Genomic DNA, 20,403 nt, shown 5'->3' with positions numbered 1-20,403 from the left:
CCTAATCTAATAATTTTATGCTGGATCGATAAGAGACACACTGTCTTTCCCATCGACCTCAGACACTTCTACAATAATTTCTTCGCTAGAACTTGTTGGGATATTTTTACCAACATAGTCAGCACGGATTGGCAACTCACGGTGCCCACGGTCAACTAGGACCGCTAGACTCAAGCGTGATGGACGACCTAGACTAAAGACATTGTCAATAGCTGCTCGGATTGTACGTCCTGTATAGAGGACATCATCAATCAAAATCACATCTCGTCCTGTAATATCAACAGGCATTTCAGTTGTGTTTTCTGATACCTTGACATCGTCACGGAAAGAACGGATATCCAATTCGCCAACTGGAATATCAAGCCCTTCAAGTTGCTTGAGACGCTCTTGGATACGACGAGCGATGAAGACACCACGCGTTTTAATACCTGCAAGAACGATATTATCAAGACTCTTATTGCGCTCGATAATCTCATAAGTAATACGTGTAATGGCACGTTTCATTGTGACATCATCAACGATTTCTTTACGTTTCATAGGAATTTTCCTTTCTACATTTACCCTTTTACTCTTTGGGAGCAAAATAACAAAAAAATCTCCTTGAAAACAAGGAGATACACAAATATAAGTACAGTCCACCCGCACTTTTTCTCATGGTCTCCTTGCCTGCCTCACGGGACAGTATTAAAGGAATATTAGTTCACTAACTATAATAGCAAATAATAGGTAGAATTGCAAGAAAAGAACGAAGCCTAAATAAAAATCGGTCTTCGATAGGAAAGACCGACAGCTTTTATTTTTCTGCTTTTGAACGCAACTCTTGCAAGGTTTTCTGGAAAATTGCTGGCGCTTCTGCTGAGAACTCCACCAACTCACCACTAGTTGGATGGGTGAAGCCAAGTGTCTGAGCATGTAGAAATTGACCATGACCCTTGAGCGTTTTACGTGGTCCATAGAGGGGATCTCCTGCCACAGGATGACCAATATAAGCCATGTGAACACGAATTTGGTGGGTGCGACCTGTTTCCAAAGTCAACTCTACCAAAGTATAATCACCAAAACGTTCAAGGACTTGGAAGCGAGTAACAGCAGGTTTTCCCTTAGCTGTCACAGCCTGTTTTTTACGGTCCTTCTCAGAACGTCCGATCGGCGCTTCAATCATTCCACGGTCATTGGGAAGATTTCCATGAACAATCGCTAAATACTTACGCAGTGACTTCTTCTCCTTCAATTCCTCAGCAAGAGCATTGTGAGCTTGGTCATTCTTGGCAATCATCAAGAGACCTGAGGTGTCCTTATCAATACGGTGGACAATACCTGGACGAACAACGCCATTGATTGAAGAAAGATCTTTTACGTGGTACATGAGTGCATTGACCAAGGTACCTGATGCGTGTCCAGCAGATGGATGAACGACCATACCTTGTGGCTTATTAACAACTGCGACATCAGCATCTTCGTAGACAATATCAAGAGGAATATCCTCAGCCTGATAATCTAAAACTTCTTCCTCAGGGACCTGATAAGAAATTTCATCACCTTCTTTGACAGCATACTTGGCTTTTTTAGCTTGGCCATTGACCAAAACAAGTCCAGCCTTAATCTGTTCATTTGCTTGAGCACGTGATAATTCTGACAAGTCTGCCAAAGCCTTATCTAGACGGCTACCAGCCTCTTTAACGATTACTTTCATTTTCCTCTTCTTTCCAAAAGGCAATCATCAAAACGATTACCCCAACTGTTAAATAGGAATCTGCCACATTAAAGATGGCAAAATCCATAAAATCTAAATGCACCATGTCCACAACATAACCCAGACGAACACGGTCGATAAAATTCCCTAAACCACCTGCAATAATCAGGGACAGTCCTGTCAATAACCAGTAAGAACCATTGAGATGCTTCCAAAGATAGTAGAAAGCAAAACCGACAACCGCAAAGGTGATTAAGGCAAAGAGCCATTGTTGATTCTGCAGCATAGAAAAGGCTGCGCCATAGTTTCTCAAATACGTCAAACTAAAAACACCAGGTAAAAAGCTAACAATCTCTTCCAAGGCGATATTTGAAACCACCCACCATTTTGAGAGTTGGTCAAGTCCGATTAGAACAAGAATGATAATAGGTAGAACTACTTTTCTCATAAGCCCTCCTCTATGGTCTATATTTGTCGAAATAGTCTACCATGACTGAGATAAATTTGAGAGCACAGCTTGATAGATTGGTGTCACGACGTTTGACATAGACCATCTTATTAGAGAGATTGTCTTCCAAGGGAATGACAGTAATGCCGTTCACACTGCGGCTGTCCAAAAAGCCAGAACCAGTCGCATAGGCATCTGTTCTCTCTAAAATACCATTCAAGGTCGCACGATCCGTTACATTAAACAAAAGCGATGACTCCGAGGTATCCACAAAATTCTCAGAATAATAGAGATACTGATCCTGCTCCTGAGTGAAACGAACGGTTGGTAGTCCGACCAAGTCCTCCATGACCAGACTCTCTCGATCAGCCAAAGGATGGTCTTTTGCCAAATAGATATGTGTCTGAAAAGGAATCAAATCGACTGACTCAAGCCCCAACTTATCCATACGTTGCTGAATGCCTTTTGTATTCTGATTATTAAGGTAGATAATCCCAATTTCACTATGACCTTGAGCCACCTCATCAAGAATCTGAATGGTCGTTGATTCGTAGATTCTAAAATCACGATACTCGGGATGTTCCTTTGAAAATGCTGTAATCAGAGGTGGTAAAAAATCATAGTGTTGACTGGCAATCGAGAATTGCTGATTATCATCATCTGACTGTGAAAACTGTTTTTCAAAAGAATCAAAGCTCTTAACAACTTCGAGCGATTTTTCATAAAAAGCCATCCCTTGACTGGTCAAAACAGCACCAGTTGTTGTTCTGGTAAAAATCTGGAATCCTAACTCCGCTTCCAAGTCACGAACAGCCACTGAAAGGCTGGGCTGACTAACATAAAGTTTATTAGCTGCTTCTCTAAAGGTCCCACTATTTGCAATGGCGACCACATAGCGCAATTGTTGTATATTCATTATGACACACTTTCTTACAATACTTCTTTCTATTATACCAAAAAAACAGACAATCTGCCTGTTCCTTTTACGATTTCTTAATTTTCCCTAAACGCTTTTAAAGATTTCTTCTGTTGTCCATCTTGATCAAAATTTTCAGGCGCTAGCCATTTTTCAAAAGCTAATTTTAAACCAGGCCATTCGCTATCAACGATAGAGAACCAGTCTGTATCGCGCGTGCGACCTTTATAGACAGCATGCTGACGAAAGGTTCCTTCATAACGAAAACCAAGTCGCTGGGCAGCCTGAGAGGAGGGCTTGTTGAGACTATCACATTTCCATTCATAGCGGCGATAGAGGAGCTCCTCAAAGACATACTTCATAACAAGATATTGAGCCTCGGTTGCAGCTCTAGTCTTCTGTAGGGCTGGCGCATAAATAACTCGCCCCATTTCAAGGACACGATTCTGTGGATCAATTCGCATAAGAGAAAAGGTCCCAAGCACCTTACCCGAAAGTTTCTCACGAATCGCAAAAAAGTAAGGATTTTCAGACGCTTGATAGTCTTCTAAGCAAGCACGCACTGCTTCTTTTGACGTAAATGGCTGACCATACATGTAGGTCCAATCTGAGGGATTCACATGCCTCCAATAAAAATCTGCGATATCATCTAAATGCTCTTGTGCATCAATATGTTCCAAGCGACAATAATTTCCCTCAATAAGAGCTATATCTGGCATTGCACCAACTGTGTAATTGGCTAGATTTGGGCCGACCTCTTGTCCATATACATTCAAAACCATAAATGACCTCCTTGACTTTTTACAGTTATTTTATCATCTTTCACCATTTTTACAAGTTTAGATTAAAATAAACGAATCATATCTTTAAAATTATTAAATAATCGAAAAATTCATTGACCACCATATAAGTTTAGGATAAAATTTTAAGAAAGCGCTTTATAATATCGTGCAAAACTGATCCACGTAAAAAGCTGGGAGGAGATTGAAATGGCATTTGGACTCGATAAATTAGCTCAAGGCTTAGCAGGAAACTTTAATAAACAGGATAAGGATAAACTCGGCAAAGAATATGAGGCATATCTAATTGAAGGTGAAGAGATAACCGATGGTTATGTCCTCATCCGCGACCTTATCATACTAATCTTCGAATTATCTTTGTTGACAAACAAGGTGCAACTGGAAAGAAAACTGCTTTCAAATCAATTTTCTTGATGAACATAGTACAAGTTGAAATGGAAACAGCTGGATTTGGTCTAGATGATAGTGAGATTACTATTACCTACCTTGAAAATGTTCATTTGAAGACTCACAACGAACTATTTTCATCACATAAATTCGAATTTCCTAAAAAGACTGATATCACACCACTTTACCGTTATCTTTTTAATTTGGCATACCAGAACAGATTAAAAATTAACGGACTCTAAAATCGTGATTGAGTTGTTAAAAAGAAAAAAGCTATCCAAAATTTGGATAGCTTTTCTTATTCAGCTTACAAGCTTATTTAGCAACTGGGTAAACTGAAACTTGTTTTTTGTCGCGTCCTTTACGTTCGAAACGTACAACACCTTCAACTTTAGCGAAAAGTGTGTCATCTCCACCACGGCCAACGTTTACACCTGGGTAGATGTGTGTACCGCGTTGACGGTAAAGAATTGATCCACCTGAAACTGTTTGACCGTCAGCTGCTTTAGCACCAAGACGTTTAGCTTGTGAATCACGACCATTTGATGTAGAACCTCCACCTTTTTTGTGGGCGAAAAGTTGCAAGTTAGCAAGATTCATTTTTAACATAATGTTGTGTCCTCTCTTATTTTAAATGGTAATAACAGACGAGCTTACAAATTCTGAAGAATTTTCAGCAAGATTCGTTATTCCTAGGAGAAAGCTTTCAAATAGAACTTGTACCTTCTCCTCATTTTTGTTGGCTGCCATGGAGATATCAATCTTCATGTAGCCGCCATCAATCTCATTGATGTCATAATCAACAGTACAGCCAGCTAAGACTTCTAAGCTATTAATCAGATTAATAGAGAGAGTCGAAACAGCTGCACATACGATATCAAAGCCATATTCACCAGCACCAGCATGACCTGTTAGCTCAACGCTAGCAAGGTTGCCTTCTTGGCGAACAAAGGTTGCTTGAATCATATTAGCTTAAGATTAAGCGTTGATAGCGTTGATAACAACTTTTGTATAAGGTTGACGGTGACCTTGTTTACGGTGGCTACCTTTTTTAGGTTTGTATTTGAAAGTAACAACTTTCTTTTGTTTTCCTTGTTTTTCAACAGTTCCAACAACAGTAGCTCCTTCAACGACTGGAGTACCAACTTTAGTTGTTTCTCCACCAACAAGAACAACTTCGTTAAAAGTTACTTCTGCTCCAGCTTCAACGTCAAGTTTTTCAACGTAGATTGCTTGACCTACTTCAACTTTAACTTGTTTTCCACCAGTTTTGATGATTGCGTATGTGCTCATTATGCACCTCCTATAAAATTTTGTTTGAGGAAGACCTCTTGTGAAGACTCGCCTAGTACCGTGAGTACGAAACTGCTTAGGACGGTAGTCGTGCGGTTGCACAGGATGTGCATTTAGTCAACATTGCTATTTTATCACTCTGAGTCTTCTTTTTCAAGGATTTATCATCACTTTTTTAATAAAACTGTTTTCAGTCCAGTGAAACCTTCAAGAATCCTAGAAAAACAGCCTTCATCAGTCGCTCAAAGTCCTCTAGCGATGCTTTCTCATCCGTCACCATAACCTGATAGGATTCCTGACCCTCATGGTAAAAGTGATTGGTCAAGATGAAGCCATTACGTTCATAGAAAGCCAATCGTTTACGACGCTGATCAATATTTTCCGCCGACTCATCCATAGGCTCAATGGTCAAAATCACAGGACGCTCTCCTGCTTCTCCCTTTAGTTTTTGGAGAATAGCAGAGCCATAACCTTTTGATCTATTCTGACCATCTACGGCTAGAAATAGAATAAAGTAATTCTTAGCATCCGCTATAACATAAGCCAGACCAGCAAAGACTTCCTTGTCATAGAAGGCATAAAAATCTGACTGCTTGCGCCAGCTATTGACCAATAAAAGACTGTAAGGCAGTCGCTCGTTAGCTGGGAAAGCGTCAAAATAGAGTTTTTTGACCTGTCTTGAGACAGTCGTGAATGGTCGAACTTTTTTGAAACTTATTTCCATTGTAGGTTCACCAATTCATTCATTTCTGTGTAGGCAGTATCCACGCGCGACTTCATGTTATCATCCAAAAGGTCACGATACTGACCACCCTCGATAAAATCTTCAAGAATAATGGCACGGTAATCACGGTATTCGTAGCCGTAAGTGGCATCGTAAGTTCCCTTGCCCCAAGACCAGGTCATGGTAGGATGAGCCTGAACCGTCTTGATAATGGTTTGATTGCCAGTTTTCTCAAAGGTCACATCCATGAGAAGACCTCGCTCTGTCCAGATGTCATCGACAGTCTCCTCCCTTTGGTTAGAGATGAAATTCCCCATAGAATAGATGATAAATTTCTGCTGTCCATCTTTTTCAAGTGTTTCAGATGGCTCTGCCACATGAGGGTGCCCGCCAAAGATGACATCGGCACCCCAGTCAACCATCTTGTGGTAAAGGGTCACCTGTTCATCAGTAGGTGTTCTTTGGTATTCAACTCCCATCTGTGGCATGACGATGGTTACATCGGCTTCCTGCTCTGCTTTTTCCAAATCAGCCTGAATCTTAGCCTCGTCAAGGTCCGACATATGTGCCTCATACTCCTCCGTTGTGAGGCTTGCGTCATTACCATTGTAACCGTAGGCGTAGCCCAAGATTGCAATCTTGATGCCATTAACTTCCTTGATAAGGATATCTTCGCTCGCACGATCTTCCTTGTAGACACCGATGGTCGAGAGACCAAGACTTTCAAAGGTTTGTGCTGTATTGATAGCACCAGAAAGTCCAGAGTCAAGGATATGGTTATGCGCCAAATCAATCACGTCATAGCCTGTATCTTTAAGCGTTGTAGCAATCTCAGCAGGTGCATTGAAAAGCGGATAGCCTGCAAGTGGATAGTCGGGGCTAATGGTCCCCTCATAATCGCCAATGGCTAGGTCTGCCGATGAAATCCAGTCCTTGGCATACTGGAAATAATCATCAAATTGATAGCTGCCGTCAGCCTGCAAAGCACTGGTATAGAGAATATCGTGCAAAAGGATATCGCCATTTGCAACAACACGAGCTGTTTGACTACTTGTCGTTTCTTGATTGCTTGTTGAACTTTGCTGAGTTGATTGCCCAGTAAAATCGCTGTAAGCAGCCGCTAGAAAAGCTAGTCCAATCACACCTAAACAAGCTAAACTGGTCTTCTGATAAAGAAATCTCATCTTAGTCCTCCTAAACTTTTTTCTTACTTTTATTATAGCACAGCAAGTCATGATGCTAATCTGTAAAGGTGAATTAAAGAATCGCTAAAGTAAAAAAGAGAGTGGGACAAAAATCGGTAATTCCGAAGGAATTCGATTTTGTCGTCCCACCTCCGCACAGTTGAGTATGGCTGTAAGAGTTGATTTATCAACGAATTAGAGCCCACTCAACCACTGCGTCTTGCACATCAGACTACAAACACACTAAGAGGCTAGGGACTTTTTCCCAGCCTCCTTTTTACAACAAATCATCAATCAAGTCATCGACTTGGTCTTGCTTTTCTTCTACTGGTGTGATTTCAGTTACCATGATGCCTGCAACTGCTCTTTCAACCAAACCTTCGACATCCATGCGGCGTTCGTACTGCTCCGCATTTTTGATTTTTGGATTGGTTTTCGGACGGTCAGGTGCAAAGATCGTACAACAATCTTCAAATGGTTGGATAGAAATCTCAAAAGTATCGATTTCTTGGGCGATATCAATGATTTCAAGTTTGTCCATGGTAACAACTGGACGGATAACTGGTGTTGTTGTCACGGCATTGATTGCCTGCATGGATTCCAAGGTCTGACTAGCTACCTGACCGAGGCTTTCTCCGTTAATGATGACGAGACCATTACGAACCTCACGAATACGGTCTGTAATACGCATCATGAAGCGACGAGTCAAGGTCATCAAGTAAGCCTCTGGCGCTTTTTCCTTGATTTCCTCTTGAATCTCAGTAAATGGCACTTCGATAAACTGGATGTTCCCACCGAATTTTGTCAATTTACGTGTCAAGTCATGAGCTTTCTTAAGAGCACCTGGGCTTGTGTAAGGAGGGCTTGCAAAGTGGACCGCTTCGATATCAACACCACGTTTAAGGGCAAGGAAGCCCGCAACTGGTGAGTCGATACCTCCTGAAAGCATGAGCATCCCTTTCCCTGAGGTTCCAACTGGAAGTCCACCTGCGCCTTTAATCTCCTCGTAGGAAATGTAGGCAGCTTCATCACGAATCTCTACCTTGAGATTGATGTCTGGTTTCTTCATTTGAGCTTGAATATTTGGAAGCACTTCAAATACAGCTCCACCTAAGGTTTGATTAAGCTCACGTGAATCCAATTCAAATGAGTGGTCAGCACGCTTGCTTGAAACCTTGAAGGTCATACCTTCTTGGTAGATATCTGTCATGATGTCCTGCACAGCTTTTTTCAAAACCGTCACATCTTTTTCAAGACGATAGACTGGATTGAAGGCTTGAATCCCAAAAATTTGTTTGAGGGACTCTGCAACTGGAGCGTAGTCAGTCCCGTTTAGGAAAACGTGTCCACGGTCACGGTCAGCAGTCACTTTGACATCTGGATAGATAGACAAAACGTCCTGAATGTTATGCTTGAGCTTATTGATAAAGCGCATGCGGTTCTTACCTTTGGTTGATAGTTCGCCGTAGCGAACCATGATTTCTGAATAAGTTAGTGTCATTTATTTTTCGATTTTCTTTCTATAATTTCTTTTATTGCAATAACCATTTGGTCGACTTGTTCAAAACTACGGATACGTTCATCTTCTGGTCTATGGTTGGTCGTTTCAAATGATAAAACTGGTTTCTCTAAAGACAAAATCTGTTCAACAATATTATCTAATTCGATACCATGATTAATATCCAGGTAAATATCTGCCTTTTCTATTAATGATTTCAAACTATAATCCAAATGAACTTTGGGATAAAGTTGACAGTTTTGATAGCTGTGCAATTCCATGAGCCCCGCACCCATATCCGTATAAGCTGCAATATGAAAGTCCATTTTAGGAAGTGTTTTCAACAACTCTGCTATATGTTCCAGATGTTCTGATGCCGTAAGTATCAAAGCATGATATTTGGCTTGCGGACGGTTTTTGATAATCAGATTTTTCTTTCCATAAACAATTGTATTTGAAGGAATGTCCTTGGTAATAACAGAGCCAGCACCGATGATAACATTGTCACCAATCTTTACTCCTTTAGTGATGATTGAATTAGCTCCAATCCAACATCTTGCACCAATTGAAACTTTCTCTGATTGAGTAATGCGACGTGAAAAAGTGTAGTTATTAAAAAAATGGTCTTGATCATAGATTCTAACACCGTCACCTAGCATAGTATAAGGTCCAATGCTAATTTCTTTAGCACACCTTAAAGTACAGTGCTCATTTATAAAGACACCATCTGCTAGATTAAGCGAAGCATTTGGAAATACTTCAATACTAGAAAAGTTTCTCACTTCTACCCACTGGCCAATGTTAAGATTAGCATTCTGTGCAATAGTGATGCTATGAAATTGACCAACTTTTTTTTAACTCACCCATATTTATCTCACCTTTTTAGTTTTGTCGTAAACTTGTTTAAAAATGGTTAAAAATTGTTCGACTTGTCCCATATCGTTGTCGTCATCAAGGCTGATGCGAACAGCGGTCTGGGCAATCTTACTCGAAACTCCCATAGAAATCAGAGTTCCAGCTGGTTTGCCTGCCTTAGATGAGCAAGCTGATGTTGTCGAGATATAAATCTCATGCTCTTCAAAAGCATGGACGATAACTTCGCCTCGGACATTTTTGATACCGAAGGTTAGGATATTTGGCGCAAAGTCCTCCCCTTTTTCTGAGAAAATAGTGATATCTTGATGACTGGCTAGTTCATCGTGGATAATAGCCTTCATTTTGGCGATTTTGACCAAGGACTGCTCCTCTTTATCTAGAGTCAAGCGCAGTGCCTTTGCCATAGCAGCGATAGCTGCCACATTTTCAGTCGTTGAGCGAAGGTCGCTCTCCTGTCCTCCTCCTGTCAATAGCGGAGCGATTTTCTTACCAGCTTTTTTATAGAGGAAACCGACACCGCGGACAGCATGGAATTTGTGACCTGAAAATGAAGCTAGGTCTACTCGGTCAGTCAGATAGAGGCTGGTCGGAATTTTTCCGATAGCCTGCACTGCGTCCACGTGAAAGGTAATGGTTGGTTTATCGGCTAGGAGTTGTGAAATCTCCTGAATAGGCTGAACAGAGCCAATTTCATTATTGACTGCCATAATAGAAACCAAAATGGTATCTGGTCTTAAAAGCGCAGCCAGTGCTTCAAGATCCACAAAGCCACGCGCATCAACTGGTGCGTAAGAAATGTCGAAACCTTGACTGCTCAGCCATTTTGCTGACTCTTTAACGGCAGGATGCTCGATGTCAGAAACGATGATATGCTTGCCGTAGCGAGCTTTCTCAAAAGCGACCCCCTTGATGGCCCAGTTATCGCTCTCAGTCCCACCAGATGTGAAAAAGATTTCCTTGCTATCCTTGCCTAGAAGCCCAGCAATCTGCTTGCGTGATGCCTCTAAGATACGAGTCGATTGACTACCGAGGTTGTGAAGACTAGATGGATTGCCCCAGATTTTGCTTGCGACTTCCTGATAGGTACGAAGGGCCTCAGGATAGGGGATGGTCGTCGCTGAGTTGTCGAAATAAATCATTTGTTACAGTTTATCTTTCTAAATCTCTAGATTTTCCTAAGGGACATTATAGCATAAATGAGGCGACTTTCCCACTCTGACAATGTTTCTTGAAAATGCTGCGCTGCTCAATCTTTTTTCCTCCTATAAAACCTATACTGATAAGGTTTGAGGGCTGTGCCATTGTCACAAGTCATACTTTCTTTAGCAATTTTTAAGAGAAAATTATATAATGGGTTTTAGAAAAGAAATCCATGGGCAGGTCTAACCTGATCTATGTTAAAAAGGAGTTTTTTCAATGTCAAACTATTCCCGCAGTCACAAGCCAGATCAACAAGAAGAGTCAAATAAAAAAGTGACGACTCATGTGAAAACTGGTTTCTCTGCACTTCAGAAAACAGTTGCTACCATTGCTTCTATCTTTTCCATTATCGTCGCTTCTATCACTATCACAAATTATATGAACTCAGATAAAACAAGTGACAGTAGCAATAAGTCAACATCTACAACCATTGTCTACAAAGACAGTAGTGGCAGTCAGACAGATAGTTCTTCATCTGACACTTATCAGTCATCAAGTAGTGATAGTTATGACAGCTACTCTAGCAGTTCTGATACTGATAGCTATCAGTCAAGTGCTTCTTCAGATAGTCAGTATTCATCAGATCAATCTTCTGATAGCAATACTGACTCTGGATCAAATACCGACACAGCTGCAAGTAGCGACAGCAATGCATCGCAATAAGTGTAGAAAGACTGGGCTTAAAGAGCTCGGTCTTTTTTATATCTGCAAGGCATTTATGGTAAACTAGACTTATGAACTATCAAGAAACACTGAACTACATCCATTCTTTCAAAGCCAAGGGACGCCCGACCAACCTTGAGCGTATGCGATGGGTTTTAGATAAAATTGGAAATCCTCAAAATACTTTCCCTGCTGTCCACATTGTCGGAACCAATGGAAAGGGCTCTACCACTGCCTATCTCAGAGAGATTTTCAAGCAGGCTGGCTATAAAACTGGGAGTTTCACATCACCCTTTATCCGTCGCTTCAACGAGCGCATTGCTATCAATTCTGAAGAAATTTCTGATCAGAAACTGATTGAGCTGGTTGACAGCCTCAGACCTATTATTGATACAGTTGATCAGGAGACTGATTTCGGACCTGTGACCGAGTTTGAATTGGTGACCCTACTCATGTTCCAGCACTTTGCCAATGAAAAGGTTGATATTGCCATGATTGAGGCTGGTATCGGCGGCAAAACAGATGCTACCAATGTCTTTACCGCCAAGGCTATGGTCTGCACTTCTATCGGATTTGACCATACGGATAAGCTGGGGACGAGTCTAGCTGATATCGCTGGACACAAGCTGGGAGCACTTGATAAGCAGGTTCCCATAATCTTCCCTCAGCTAACTCCTGAGCTGCGCCAGCTATTTACCAAAACTGCCCAAGAGCAGGAGTCTGAGACCTATGCTTTAGGTACAGATTTTTCCGTTTTGGAAAATGGCAGAGCTTTTGAATTTGGCTATCGTGATCAGAAAATCTCTGATATTAGACTCAAGATGCTAGGACAACATCAAGTTGCTAATGCTGCGCTGGCAAGCATGACTAGTCTTGTGCTGACTAAGGATTTTCCTCAAATTAGCTTAGCAAACATCAAGGTGGGACTGGAAACGACCAGCTGGCCTGGACGAAGTGAATGGCTGGCAGATAATCTGATTCTGGATGGCGCCCATAATCCGCAAGGTTTGGAAAGCCTCAAAGCAATGTTAGACCAGTATTTTCCTGATAGGACCGTCCATATCCTCTTTGCAGGACTCAAAAGAAAGCCAGTCGGCGACATGCTTGCAATCCTCAAGGACTATGATATCACCGTCACCAGCTTTGACTTCTTTGAAGCCATGCCCTTGGAAGACTACGATGACCATTTTGCTAAAATCACAGACTTCCGCCATTGGATACAAAAGAGTCAAGGTTCCGAAGACCTCTACGTCATCACAGGCTCACTCTACTTCATTTCCCAAGTCAGGGAATACCTACTGGAAAATCAAAACTGAGATTGAATCGTCAATCTCAGTTTTTCATTATGTAGTTCTTACAAAATACTCTATTGTTTCAACTAGAGCATCGACTTCTTCTAAATATATCTGGTGACTGGCGTTTTCAAAAGTAGTTAAATAAAAATTATCATCTTTAAACTGCTCGAGACGCAACAGTTTATCACGATAGTATTCCTCAGGCTGTCCTGATAGACAAAGCAAGATAGGTTGATTGAGGTGAATCTGACTATTTTTAGTATAAAAATATCTTCTTAATCTTAGTAAGTTATTTAGATAGTCTTCTGTAATTTTCAATTTGTAAACTTTTTTATTCTCATCCCAAAAGTATGATTCTCTCACAGCCTTTTCAATAATATCAGCAGATTTTGGAGAGCTAGTTATCTCTTCTGATATCAACTCATTCAAACTTTGGAATTGATTATGTTGAAGGTAACTTATATTTTCATTAATTTCATCATCCAAAGACATTTGATCAATAGCGTGAACATTAAGCCCACCATCTAACAAAATCAACTGTGAGACTCTATTCGTCAAATAAGCCAAGGCATTCGCCAAGTCAGCACCTATTGAAAATCCCATAAGAATAATTTTTTCTTCAGAAATATTCTCCTCAAACCAACTGATAAAATAATTCTCATCGCTAATATCATTAGTATCATATTCTAAATAAATAAGATCAAAACCAGCCTTTGACAAAACATCCTTAAACTTCTGACAATAATAACGATTGCTACCCAAGCCATCCAAAAAATAGATTTTTTTCATAGCGAACTTCCTCCAAACTGATTATAATAAAAAACCAGCTTTCAAGCCAGTTTTAAATTATTTAAAGAACTTATCGCATTGTAACAAACTCTTCTGCTCCTGTTGGGTGAATGGCTCCCTTAGTCAATAACTAAGGGAGGTTATGGCTTCAGCCATAAGTCACTTTCAATTGAAGGCATTCAGACAACAGTAGAAATTATTTTTATTCTGTTCTGATTTGCAAGACGCAGGGGTTGAGTGGGCTCTAATTCGTTGATAAATCAACTCTTACAGCCCTAATTTGATATCAAACTTCGCTTGATTTTATCTGCAACCTCAAAAGGTTTCCCAAACCTTTTGAGCTATGCGGAGGTGGGAGTGAAACAGTCTGGGGATAGACTGTTTCAGGTCAGCAACTGAAAGTCAAAACTTGCTGACAAAATCGAATTCCTTCATTAGATGCTAAAACTATCTCCCAGATAGTTTTACTATCCCACTCTCTTATCGCATTGTAACGAATTCTTCTGCTCCTGTTGGGTGAATGGCAACTGTATTGTCAAAGTCTTCTTTGGTTGCTCCCATCTTGATGGCAACTGCGAAGCCTTGAATCATCTCATCAACACCGTAGCCGATACCGTGAAGTCCGATAACTTTTTCTTCCTTACCAAGTGTAACAAGTTTCATCTTACTTGGTTGACGGTGGTTTCCTAAAGCTGTGTACATAGGTGTGAAGCTTGAACGATATACTTTGATTTGATCTTCGCCAAATTCAGCGATAGCTGCTTCCTCTGAATAACCGATTGAACCGATGGCTGGGTGGCTAAAGATAACAGTCGCCACATCCTTGTAGTCCATTTTGGCATTTGGTTTATTGTTGAAAAGGCGTTCAGATAGCTGACGACCTGTCTTAACGGCAACTGGTGTCAATTCGATTTTACCATTAACATCACCGATGGCATAAAGACCTTCAACGTTTGTATTTTCAAAGTCATCTGTCGCAATAAAGCCACGTTCATTCAATTCAACGCCAGTATTTTCAAGACCATAACCAGTAATGTTTGGACGACGACCGATTGCCCAGATAAGAGTATCAACGATGTGGCGTTGACCATTTTCAAGAACAAGTGTCAAGCTGCCATCTTCATTTTTCAAGACTTCTTTTGGAACTGAATAGGTGTGAAGTTGTGGACCATTGACCTGCATTTCATCCACAAGAGTGGTAATGATTTCTTTGTCAAAATTGCGGAGCGGACGATCTTGACGAACGAAGAGATGTGTCTCTGAACCAAGAGCATTGAGTACACCTGCAACCTCAACAGCAATATAGCCACCACCAACTACGGCAGTACGTTTTGGAAGTTGATCCAATTCGAAGAAACCGTCTGAAGTGATTCCGTACTCAGCACCACGAATTTCAGGATAAAGAGCATGACCACCAGTCGCAATCAGAATATGCGGCGCAGTATAACGCTCACCTGCCACTTCCACAGTGTGGGCATCGATAAATGTTGCATACTCATAGACACGCTCAACGCCATTGCTATCGAAACCACGCTCGTAAGATCCGTGAATACGTTCGATGTAGGCTTGACGATTGGCTTTCAAAGTCTCAAAATTGAAGGCTTTTTGCTCTACGTCAAAACCGTATTCAGCTGCATAGTGGTTGATTGTCTCAGCAACCTGAGCTCCGTACCACATAACTTTTTTAGGGACACAGCCAACATTGACACAGGTACCACCAACTGCTTTTCCTTCAAACAGGATAACTTTTGCACCATGCATTGCTGCGCGGTTAGCACTTGCGATTCCTCCTGAACCACCACCGATAACGATATAGTCGTATTCTTTAACCATGTGAACTCCTATCTTTATTTTTAAATTCTTACCCTACTCTATCATATTTGCCAAGCTGTCTCAACTTTTGGCTACGATAGATCTGTACCAATCGGTACAACTTCATAGTCATACTTTAACACAAAACAAAAGAGCAGACAAGAAATCTGCTCTGCTATTTTCCAAGAGACTAGTTGGGGTAGATATAGACTACCTCGCCACCCCACATGCTTTCCAGAGGATCAAACCAAGAACGGAAGTTACTGATATACTGATTTCCCTTGTAATTCGCCTCTTTGATCTGAATGCGATGACTATTATCTACGGCAACAACATAGCCAACATGTCCATATCCGCCACCATCTCTTGGCCATACGGCAATGGAACCGACCTGTGGCTGATTTCCAATTCTAAACCCAAGCCGACTGGCATTCGCTGCCCAGTGCTTAGCATTTCCTAGACTATTTGGAATCCAAGGAGCTAGTGCCTTGACTCCCCAAGTACACTGACCAACTGGATAGCTATTAGTTTCTGAGATGTAGCTAGTAATGACTGGACTAGCTGCCACTTGGCTACTTGCAGTCAATTCTTGACTATCCAAAACATAACCTGAGACACTGCCATCCTTAAAGGTGACATAGACATGAACTTGGTAGAGACCACTTTTATTCCCATGATCTTTGACATTGACCTTGGCAGTGAATTGTCCCTCAGTCGCTTGATTAATTTGGTACCATTTCAGATTGCTGTTATCAGCTTCCGACCAAACGGCTAGGCTGACGGACTGAATCATTTTTGATGCGTCGGTCTCTGAAACGCTGACACGAAAGCCCTCAGACGATTTATCTGTAATCCGTCTTTCTGGCTCATCGAAGTGGGAAATGGTATCAACTGTCAGCAATCCTGCACCATAACCTTCTAAACCTTGAGCAAGGCTGCTCTCACCATAGATATGAGCTTGATAGCTTCCTAAGGTAAATGCATGCGCCTTGAGATTAAGACTGACCTTGTAAGTATTTGGAGCTACCTTCTGTGCCTGATACCACTGGATATCATCCTGATCATTAGTGTCACTCCAGATTGGAATTTTCAAAGAACTTATATGACTTGGAACATTATCGATATAGACATCATAGCGAGTATCAGACAATTTTTCAAATCGTGGTGTCAACTGTGGTCGTGCGACTTCAAAGCTTTGATTTCCAATCGGAATCATCTTGCCATCCTGACTGAGATAAGAGTGAGCTTGATAGACTCCATAACCTTTATGGTTAGTCACATCAAACTGGGCTCGTCCTGTGTCATTAAGTTCATACCATCTCAGGTCATCCTGTCCATCTTGATCCGACCAGACTGCTGTTACTATTTTGCTACCAGTTGCTGCTAGTCGTTCTGACTGTAAGCTGACCGTATTCAAATCTAGATTGATTTGAGGCGCAGTCGGTAAAATACGATAACTTCCTAAATCGCTACCGCTACGACTCCCATCTTTATAGCTAGTATAGGCATGAATTCTATAAGTCCCAGCCCTGTTGCCATGATTAGCAAGCGAAAAGTGAATTGAAGCTTGATCTGTGTCTGTACTTGCCGAATACCAGCGAATATCGTCTTGACCTCCCTCCTCAGACCAAATTGCCACATCAATCTGCTGAATGTCCTTACCAACCTTTTGTGTTAGGACATCAAATTCAGATGCTTGTTCTGAATAATTCAAGACCTGTGACTGAGCATCCAAACTGTCAGCACTTGCTGATCCTGCTGCAAAGGTACTAAGAATTGCGGTTGCATAGAGAGCTGTCTTAATAAATTTCAATAAAATTCTCCTCTTATCAAAATAGATTTTTGATAACCCCTTCTTCCTGAAAGGGCTTCCTAATCATACTATTCGTAAAAAGAGAAAACAAAAAGACCAGTATTTAACTCATACTCTCGTCAAATCAAATACTAGCCAGTGATATTAAGATAAACGTCTTGTTATCAGCTTGTCAAATCCCGCTGCGCTTAATAGCAAGAACTGAGGTAGAAATTGAATCATGTAACGTGTCTTGCTCCCCTCAAAGACCATAAGGAAGAGAAAACCTCCTAGTAGAGCTAACAAGAGAAAATGCTCTTTTATACCGAGCGACCTTGGCCATAAAAAGACAAGTAGCAGTCCCAAAATCAGCACCAGCCAAACCAGCTGCAAATAGCTTCTAGCAAAGACAAAATGTTCTTGGTCAGTATAGATTAAATGACTGCTAATCCATTTTGCCCATGACTGATCCTTGAATTTTTCATAAAGAGGATTTTGGAAGGAGGCACCTTCTAAGCTGGCATCCTTATAAGTCCAACCTAGAGTTCCGTCACGCAGGGTCAAACTCGATTTGAGGAGTAAATGACCTACAAATGTCGACAAGCTATAATCCTCTAAACGGCGCTTGATATCTTTGAGGACAACCTCATTTGAATAGCGACCATCGTAACTACCGTCTGTCACTTCATCAGTAAAAAGCGCCAGCCCAGATTGGAAATCCGCCTGATCAGTTCCCAAATAGGTCAGTCCTAGATCAATAAAGGCTAGGCTGGTTTTACTCTGACCATAGGTAATCTCAACCTGATCTTGATTTTTTTGTATAACTGTCAATGTCACAAAAAGTAAGGCAAATCCTAGAAGAAAACCAAGACTAGCCTGCAAGAGTAGCTTGGCTTTTCCATAAAGAAAAAGCATCATGAAAAAGGCAATCATCAAAACCAAAAGTGGTGGACGAATGGCATAGGCTAAACCTGATAAGCTGCCAAGAAAGACTCCTCTCATCAGAACTCCACTCCAAGCCAGACTTTTTTGATCCATTAAGCTAAAGACAAGATAAAGCTGCCAAACGACTATAGGCATGGCCATAACATCTGTATACATGGCTAGAAATTGCGGCGTAGCTGCTAAAATCAGAAGATAGGCATAAAAACTGATTACTGCGGTTTTCTTGTTGAAAAATCGCAGAGCTAAACCGTATAAACCAATGGCTGCGCTATCCACAAAAAGCATATTCAAGCCCTGCAAGACCCAAATCGCATTACTTCCAAAGATATTATAGAAAAAGCGCTCATACAAAAAGAGAGTCAGATTGTTGGTATTCTCAGTCAGATAGCTTGAGATAATAGCAGAATCAACTAATTTACTAGCACCATTATAAACCATGGCAGCATCAGAACGAATCATAAGATTAGTCGACAGCAACATAGCAATCTGCAAGCTGACTAGAAGAATCAGACTAATAGGCATCGCCTTTTGCAGGACAAGTCCAGCCCATCTCAACCCTTTTTTACTAACGAATAGCAAAGCCAGTATTAGGATACCACTTAAGACTATGGCTAGGTCTAAGCCAGCTAAGAGCCCTGTTGCTGCATAAAACCAATAAAGTGATAAGAGGCACATCACGCTCACCAGTAAAACTAATGCATACTGACTCCATTTGGATAATTCATTTTTTCTTTTCATAGTTTTCATTGTAACATAAAAAGGAGCAGGTAAAGAACTCTTTTTTTGCATTAGAGAACTTTCACTACTCCTATTTAGTCTTTATATTTCTTCTGATTTTAGAAATGGCTTGCGCAGCTCATTGTAAATATCAAGTGATGCCATAATCAATACAAAGAACAGTGTAAAAATTAATGGCGTGTAGGTTCTTTCTTCCGAAACATAAATTGTCGGTGAGAATGAAATCAACATTCTTGAGGCATAACCTGCAGCAACCATTGAGAATGCTAGGTAGGCATGCGATTTATCAAAGACTCGGAAGATAACAATTACTAGTAGCAAAATCAGTACAAGGAAGAATAAGGTCGGTGTTAACCAATCCTGCTTAGCAAGATTATAAACAAGTCCCTTATAGATATCCTTAACAGTGATTGCCTTGATAATTGATTTCAACCAGTCGATCATTTCCAATTTTGTCAGAATGAGTAAGGCTGAAACGGCAAGGCTGATCAGCCCTGAAATCCAATCACGTTTAAGAAAGGCTAACAAGACCAAAGCCGCTAGTAAGAGAAAGACAACTGAGAAGGTTAAATTGAGGAAAACCATTCGGTTAGTCTCCACAAATCCTTGATAAATCTTATCAAGGACTGTCAATTTTGAAAACTGACTGTACCAGCTTGTAATCTCTGATTTTGAACGAATGTCACTACCAGGAGATACAAGGGCTGATAAGATTCCCAAGATACCAAATCCAAAAGCTGACAGTCGATAGACATTGAGCATTTTGACTTTTCCTTTTGCCATAAGAAGTTCTCTACCTAAAAGGAAAAGACAGAGGATAAAGGTAATAATGGCAAATTGTTCCTGCATGCAGGTAAAAATCCAGAAAGGAATTGAAGCGTAAAACCATTTAGGACCTCTCTTCTCCGTCATGTACCAAGCAATCATGAAGGTAAATGTTGGGAAAAGGTAGTTGGTTACCGTAGCAATCAAGCCAGCACTTGTATAAGTATCTGGGAAGAATGTTGCTAAAAAGAGAATTGGTAGAGTCAATTCCAGGATAAGATTTCCTTTGAAGAAGTAATTTTTAAAGAGCTTGAGAAAGACAAAGCTACCTATAAATAAGACAACTTGAAAGAGAATGGTATGAACTGAGAAGTACATGGTCGCAGACTCAATCAAGAGACGGCTACTCCATGTCATATAACGTTCAATAGCAAAACCCAAATAATTGTAATTTAGATGTTGAGCTCGTTCAGCAAACCAAATCTGGTCACCATTTCTTTTAATAAAGGTCGTTGCTTCAATCAAGAAAATCAAACTAGCTGCCAAATAATAGGCATTTAAAATAATTCGTTTTAATGACATCTC

Annotated in this window: 20 protein-coding genes, 1 pseudogene and 1 other annotated feature; of the genes and pseudogenes, 3 read left to right on the top strand and 18 right to left on the bottom strand. The window is 40.8% G+C overall.

Going from position 1 to position 20,403, the window contains the following annotated elements; translation table 11 throughout:
* Window positions 1-15 precede the first annotated feature (15 nt).
* The 5 genes from pyrR to JOC28_RS03665 form a co-directional block, all read right to left on the bottom strand.
* The gene (pyrR, locus tag JOC28_RS03685; RefSeq protein ID WP_205009293.1) at window positions 16-537 is read right to left on the bottom strand and encodes a bifunctional pyr operon transcriptional regulator/uracil phosphoribosyltransferase PyrR; all 522 of its coding nucleotides are present in this window, start codon (window positions 535-537) and stop codon (window positions 16-18) included.
* A gap of 256 nt (window positions 538-793) precedes the next feature.
* Complete coding sequence (locus tag JOC28_RS03680; protein ID WP_205009292.1) at window positions 794-1,693, bottom strand: RluA family pseudouridine synthase; 900 nt, start codon at window positions 1,691-1,693, stop codon at window positions 794-796.
* On the bottom strand, window positions 1,677-2,141 hold the full coding sequence (lspA, locus tag JOC28_RS03675) for a signal peptidase II (protein WP_205009291.1): 465 nt from the start codon (window positions 2,139-2,141) through the stop codon (window positions 1,677-1,679). Before lspA ends, JOC28_RS03680 begins: the two co-directional genes overlap by 17 nt.
* 10 nt (window positions 2,142-2,151) lie before the next feature.
* Complete coding sequence (locus JOC28_RS03670; RefSeq protein ID WP_205009290.1) at window positions 2,152-3,057, bottom strand: LysR family transcriptional regulator; 906 nt, start codon at window positions 3,055-3,057, stop codon at window positions 2,152-2,154.
* A 77-nt stretch (window positions 3,058-3,134) separates the two neighbouring features.
* The gene (locus JOC28_RS03665) at window positions 3,135-3,839 is read right to left on the bottom strand and encodes a GNAT family N-acetyltransferase (protein WP_205009289.1); all 705 of its coding nucleotides are present in this window, start codon (window positions 3,837-3,839) and stop codon (window positions 3,135-3,137) included.
* Window positions 3,840-4,046: 207 nt separating this feature from the next.
* Here JOC28_RS03665 and JOC28_RS03660 point away from each other — a divergent pair.
* Window positions 4,047-4,486: pseudogene (locus JOC28_RS03660) on the top strand (PH domain-containing protein).
* A gap of 73 nt (window positions 4,487-4,559) precedes the next feature.
* Here the strand turns inward: JOC28_RS03660 and rpmA are convergent.
* The 8 genes from rpmA to JOC28_RS03620 all read right to left on the bottom strand — a co-directional run bounded on the left by rpmA (window position 4,560) and on the right by JOC28_RS03620 (window position 10,958).
* Entirely contained in the window at window positions 4,560-4,853 is a 294-nt protein-coding gene (gene rpmA / locus JOC28_RS03655) for a 50S ribosomal protein L27 (RefSeq protein WP_002985110.1), read from the bottom strand.
* 21 nt (window positions 4,854-4,874) lie between these two features.
* Complete coding sequence (locus JOC28_RS03650) at window positions 4,875-5,210, bottom strand: ribosomal-processing cysteine protease Prp (protein ID WP_205009288.1); 336 nt, start codon at window positions 5,208-5,210, stop codon at window positions 4,875-4,877.
* A 12-nt stretch (window positions 5,211-5,222) separates the two neighbouring features.
* Window positions 5,223-5,537 carry a 50S ribosomal protein L21 gene (gene rplU, locus JOC28_RS03645; protein ID WP_018376867.1) on the bottom strand — a complete coding sequence of 105 codons (315 nt, stop codon included), beginning with the start codon at window positions 5,535-5,537 and terminating at the stop codon, window positions 5,223-5,225.
* Window positions 5,538-5,571: 34 nt separating this feature from the next.
* Window positions 5,572-5,645: a sequence feature (ribosomal protein L21 leader region), on the bottom strand.
* Window positions 5,646-5,727: 82 nt separating this feature from the next.
* Window positions 5,728-6,261, bottom strand: a complete 534-nt coding sequence (locus JOC28_RS03640) for a GNAT family N-acetyltransferase (RefSeq protein ID WP_205009287.1) — start codon at window positions 6,259-6,261, stop codon at window positions 5,728-5,730.
* Window positions 6,252-7,445: a CapA family protein gene (locus JOC28_RS03635; RefSeq protein ID WP_205009286.1), complete on the bottom strand. Its 1,194-nt coding sequence runs from the start codon at window positions 7,443-7,445 to the stop codon at window positions 6,252-6,254. Before JOC28_RS03635 ends, JOC28_RS03640 begins: the two co-directional genes overlap by 10 nt.
* Before the next feature lie 277 nt (window positions 7,446-7,722).
* Window positions 7,723-8,946: a tRNA uracil 4-sulfurtransferase ThiI gene (gene thiI / locus JOC28_RS03630; RefSeq protein ID WP_205009285.1), complete on the bottom strand. Its 1,224-nt coding sequence runs from the start codon at window positions 8,944-8,946 to the stop codon at window positions 7,723-7,725.
* A complete protein-coding gene (locus JOC28_RS03625; RefSeq protein WP_205009284.1) occupies window positions 8,943-9,725 on the bottom strand; it encodes a DapH/DapD/GlmU-related protein in 783 nt (260 codons plus the stop codon). Before JOC28_RS03625 ends, thiI begins: the two co-directional genes overlap by 4 nt.
* A gap of 87 nt (window positions 9,726-9,812) precedes the next feature.
* Complete coding sequence (locus JOC28_RS03620; RefSeq protein WP_205009283.1) at window positions 9,813-10,958, bottom strand: cysteine desulfurase family protein; 1,146 nt, start codon at window positions 10,956-10,958, stop codon at window positions 9,813-9,815.
* A 277-nt stretch (window positions 10,959-11,235) separates the two neighbouring features.
* On the opposite strand from JOC28_RS03620, the gene JOC28_RS03615 reads away from it, so the two are divergent.
* Both JOC28_RS03615 and JOC28_RS03610 read left to right on the top strand, forming a co-directional pair.
* A complete protein-coding gene (locus JOC28_RS03615) occupies window positions 11,236-11,682 on the top strand; it encodes a DUF6556 family protein (protein ID WP_205009282.1) in 447 nt (148 codons plus the stop codon).
* A 71-nt stretch (window positions 11,683-11,753) separates the two neighbouring features.
* Window positions 11,754-12,998, top strand: coding sequence for a bifunctional folylpolyglutamate synthase/dihydrofolate synthase (locus JOC28_RS03610; RefSeq protein ID WP_205009281.1), 1,245 nt, complete (start codon window positions 11,754-11,756; stop codon window positions 12,996-12,998).
* A gap of 27 nt (window positions 12,999-13,025) precedes the next feature.
* Here the strand turns inward: JOC28_RS03610 and JOC28_RS03605 are convergent, their stop codons facing one another.
* The 5 genes from JOC28_RS03605 to JOC28_RS03585 form a co-directional block, all read right to left on the bottom strand.
* A complete protein-coding gene (locus tag JOC28_RS03605; protein ID WP_205009280.1) occupies window positions 13,026-13,766 on the bottom strand; it encodes an alpha/beta hydrolase family protein in 741 nt (246 codons plus the stop codon).
* 480 nt (window positions 13,767-14,246) lie between these two features.
* Window positions 14,247-15,599 carry a glutathione-disulfide reductase gene (gene gorA, locus JOC28_RS03600; RefSeq protein ID WP_205009279.1) on the bottom strand — a complete coding sequence of 451 codons (1,353 nt, stop codon included), beginning with the start codon at window positions 15,597-15,599 and terminating at the stop codon, window positions 14,247-14,249.
* 169 nt (window positions 15,600-15,768) lie between these two features.
* Window positions 15,769-17,391, bottom strand: coding sequence for a GBS Bsp-like repeat-containing protein (locus tag JOC28_RS03595; RefSeq protein WP_205009278.1), 1,623 nt, complete (start codon window positions 17,389-17,391; stop codon window positions 15,769-15,771).
* Window positions 17,392-17,535: 144 nt separating this feature from the next.
* Entirely contained in the window at window positions 17,536-19,053 is a 1,518-nt protein-coding gene (locus JOC28_RS03590) for a glycosyltransferase family protein (protein ID WP_205009277.1), read from the bottom strand.
* Between the two features lie 81 nt (window positions 19,054-19,134).
* Entirely contained in the window at window positions 19,135-20,400 is a 1,266-nt protein-coding gene (locus JOC28_RS03585; RefSeq protein WP_205009276.1) for a hypothetical protein, read from the bottom strand.
* Window positions 20,401-20,403: the final 3 nt, after the last annotated feature.

The sequence above is a fragment of the Streptococcus loxodontisalivarius genome (assembly GCF_016908645.1).
GTDB classification, from domain to species: Bacteria; Bacillota; Bacilli; order Lactobacillales; family Streptococcaceae; genus Streptococcus; species Streptococcus loxodontisalivarius.
This window is presented reverse-complemented; position numbering and strand designations above follow the sequence as displayed.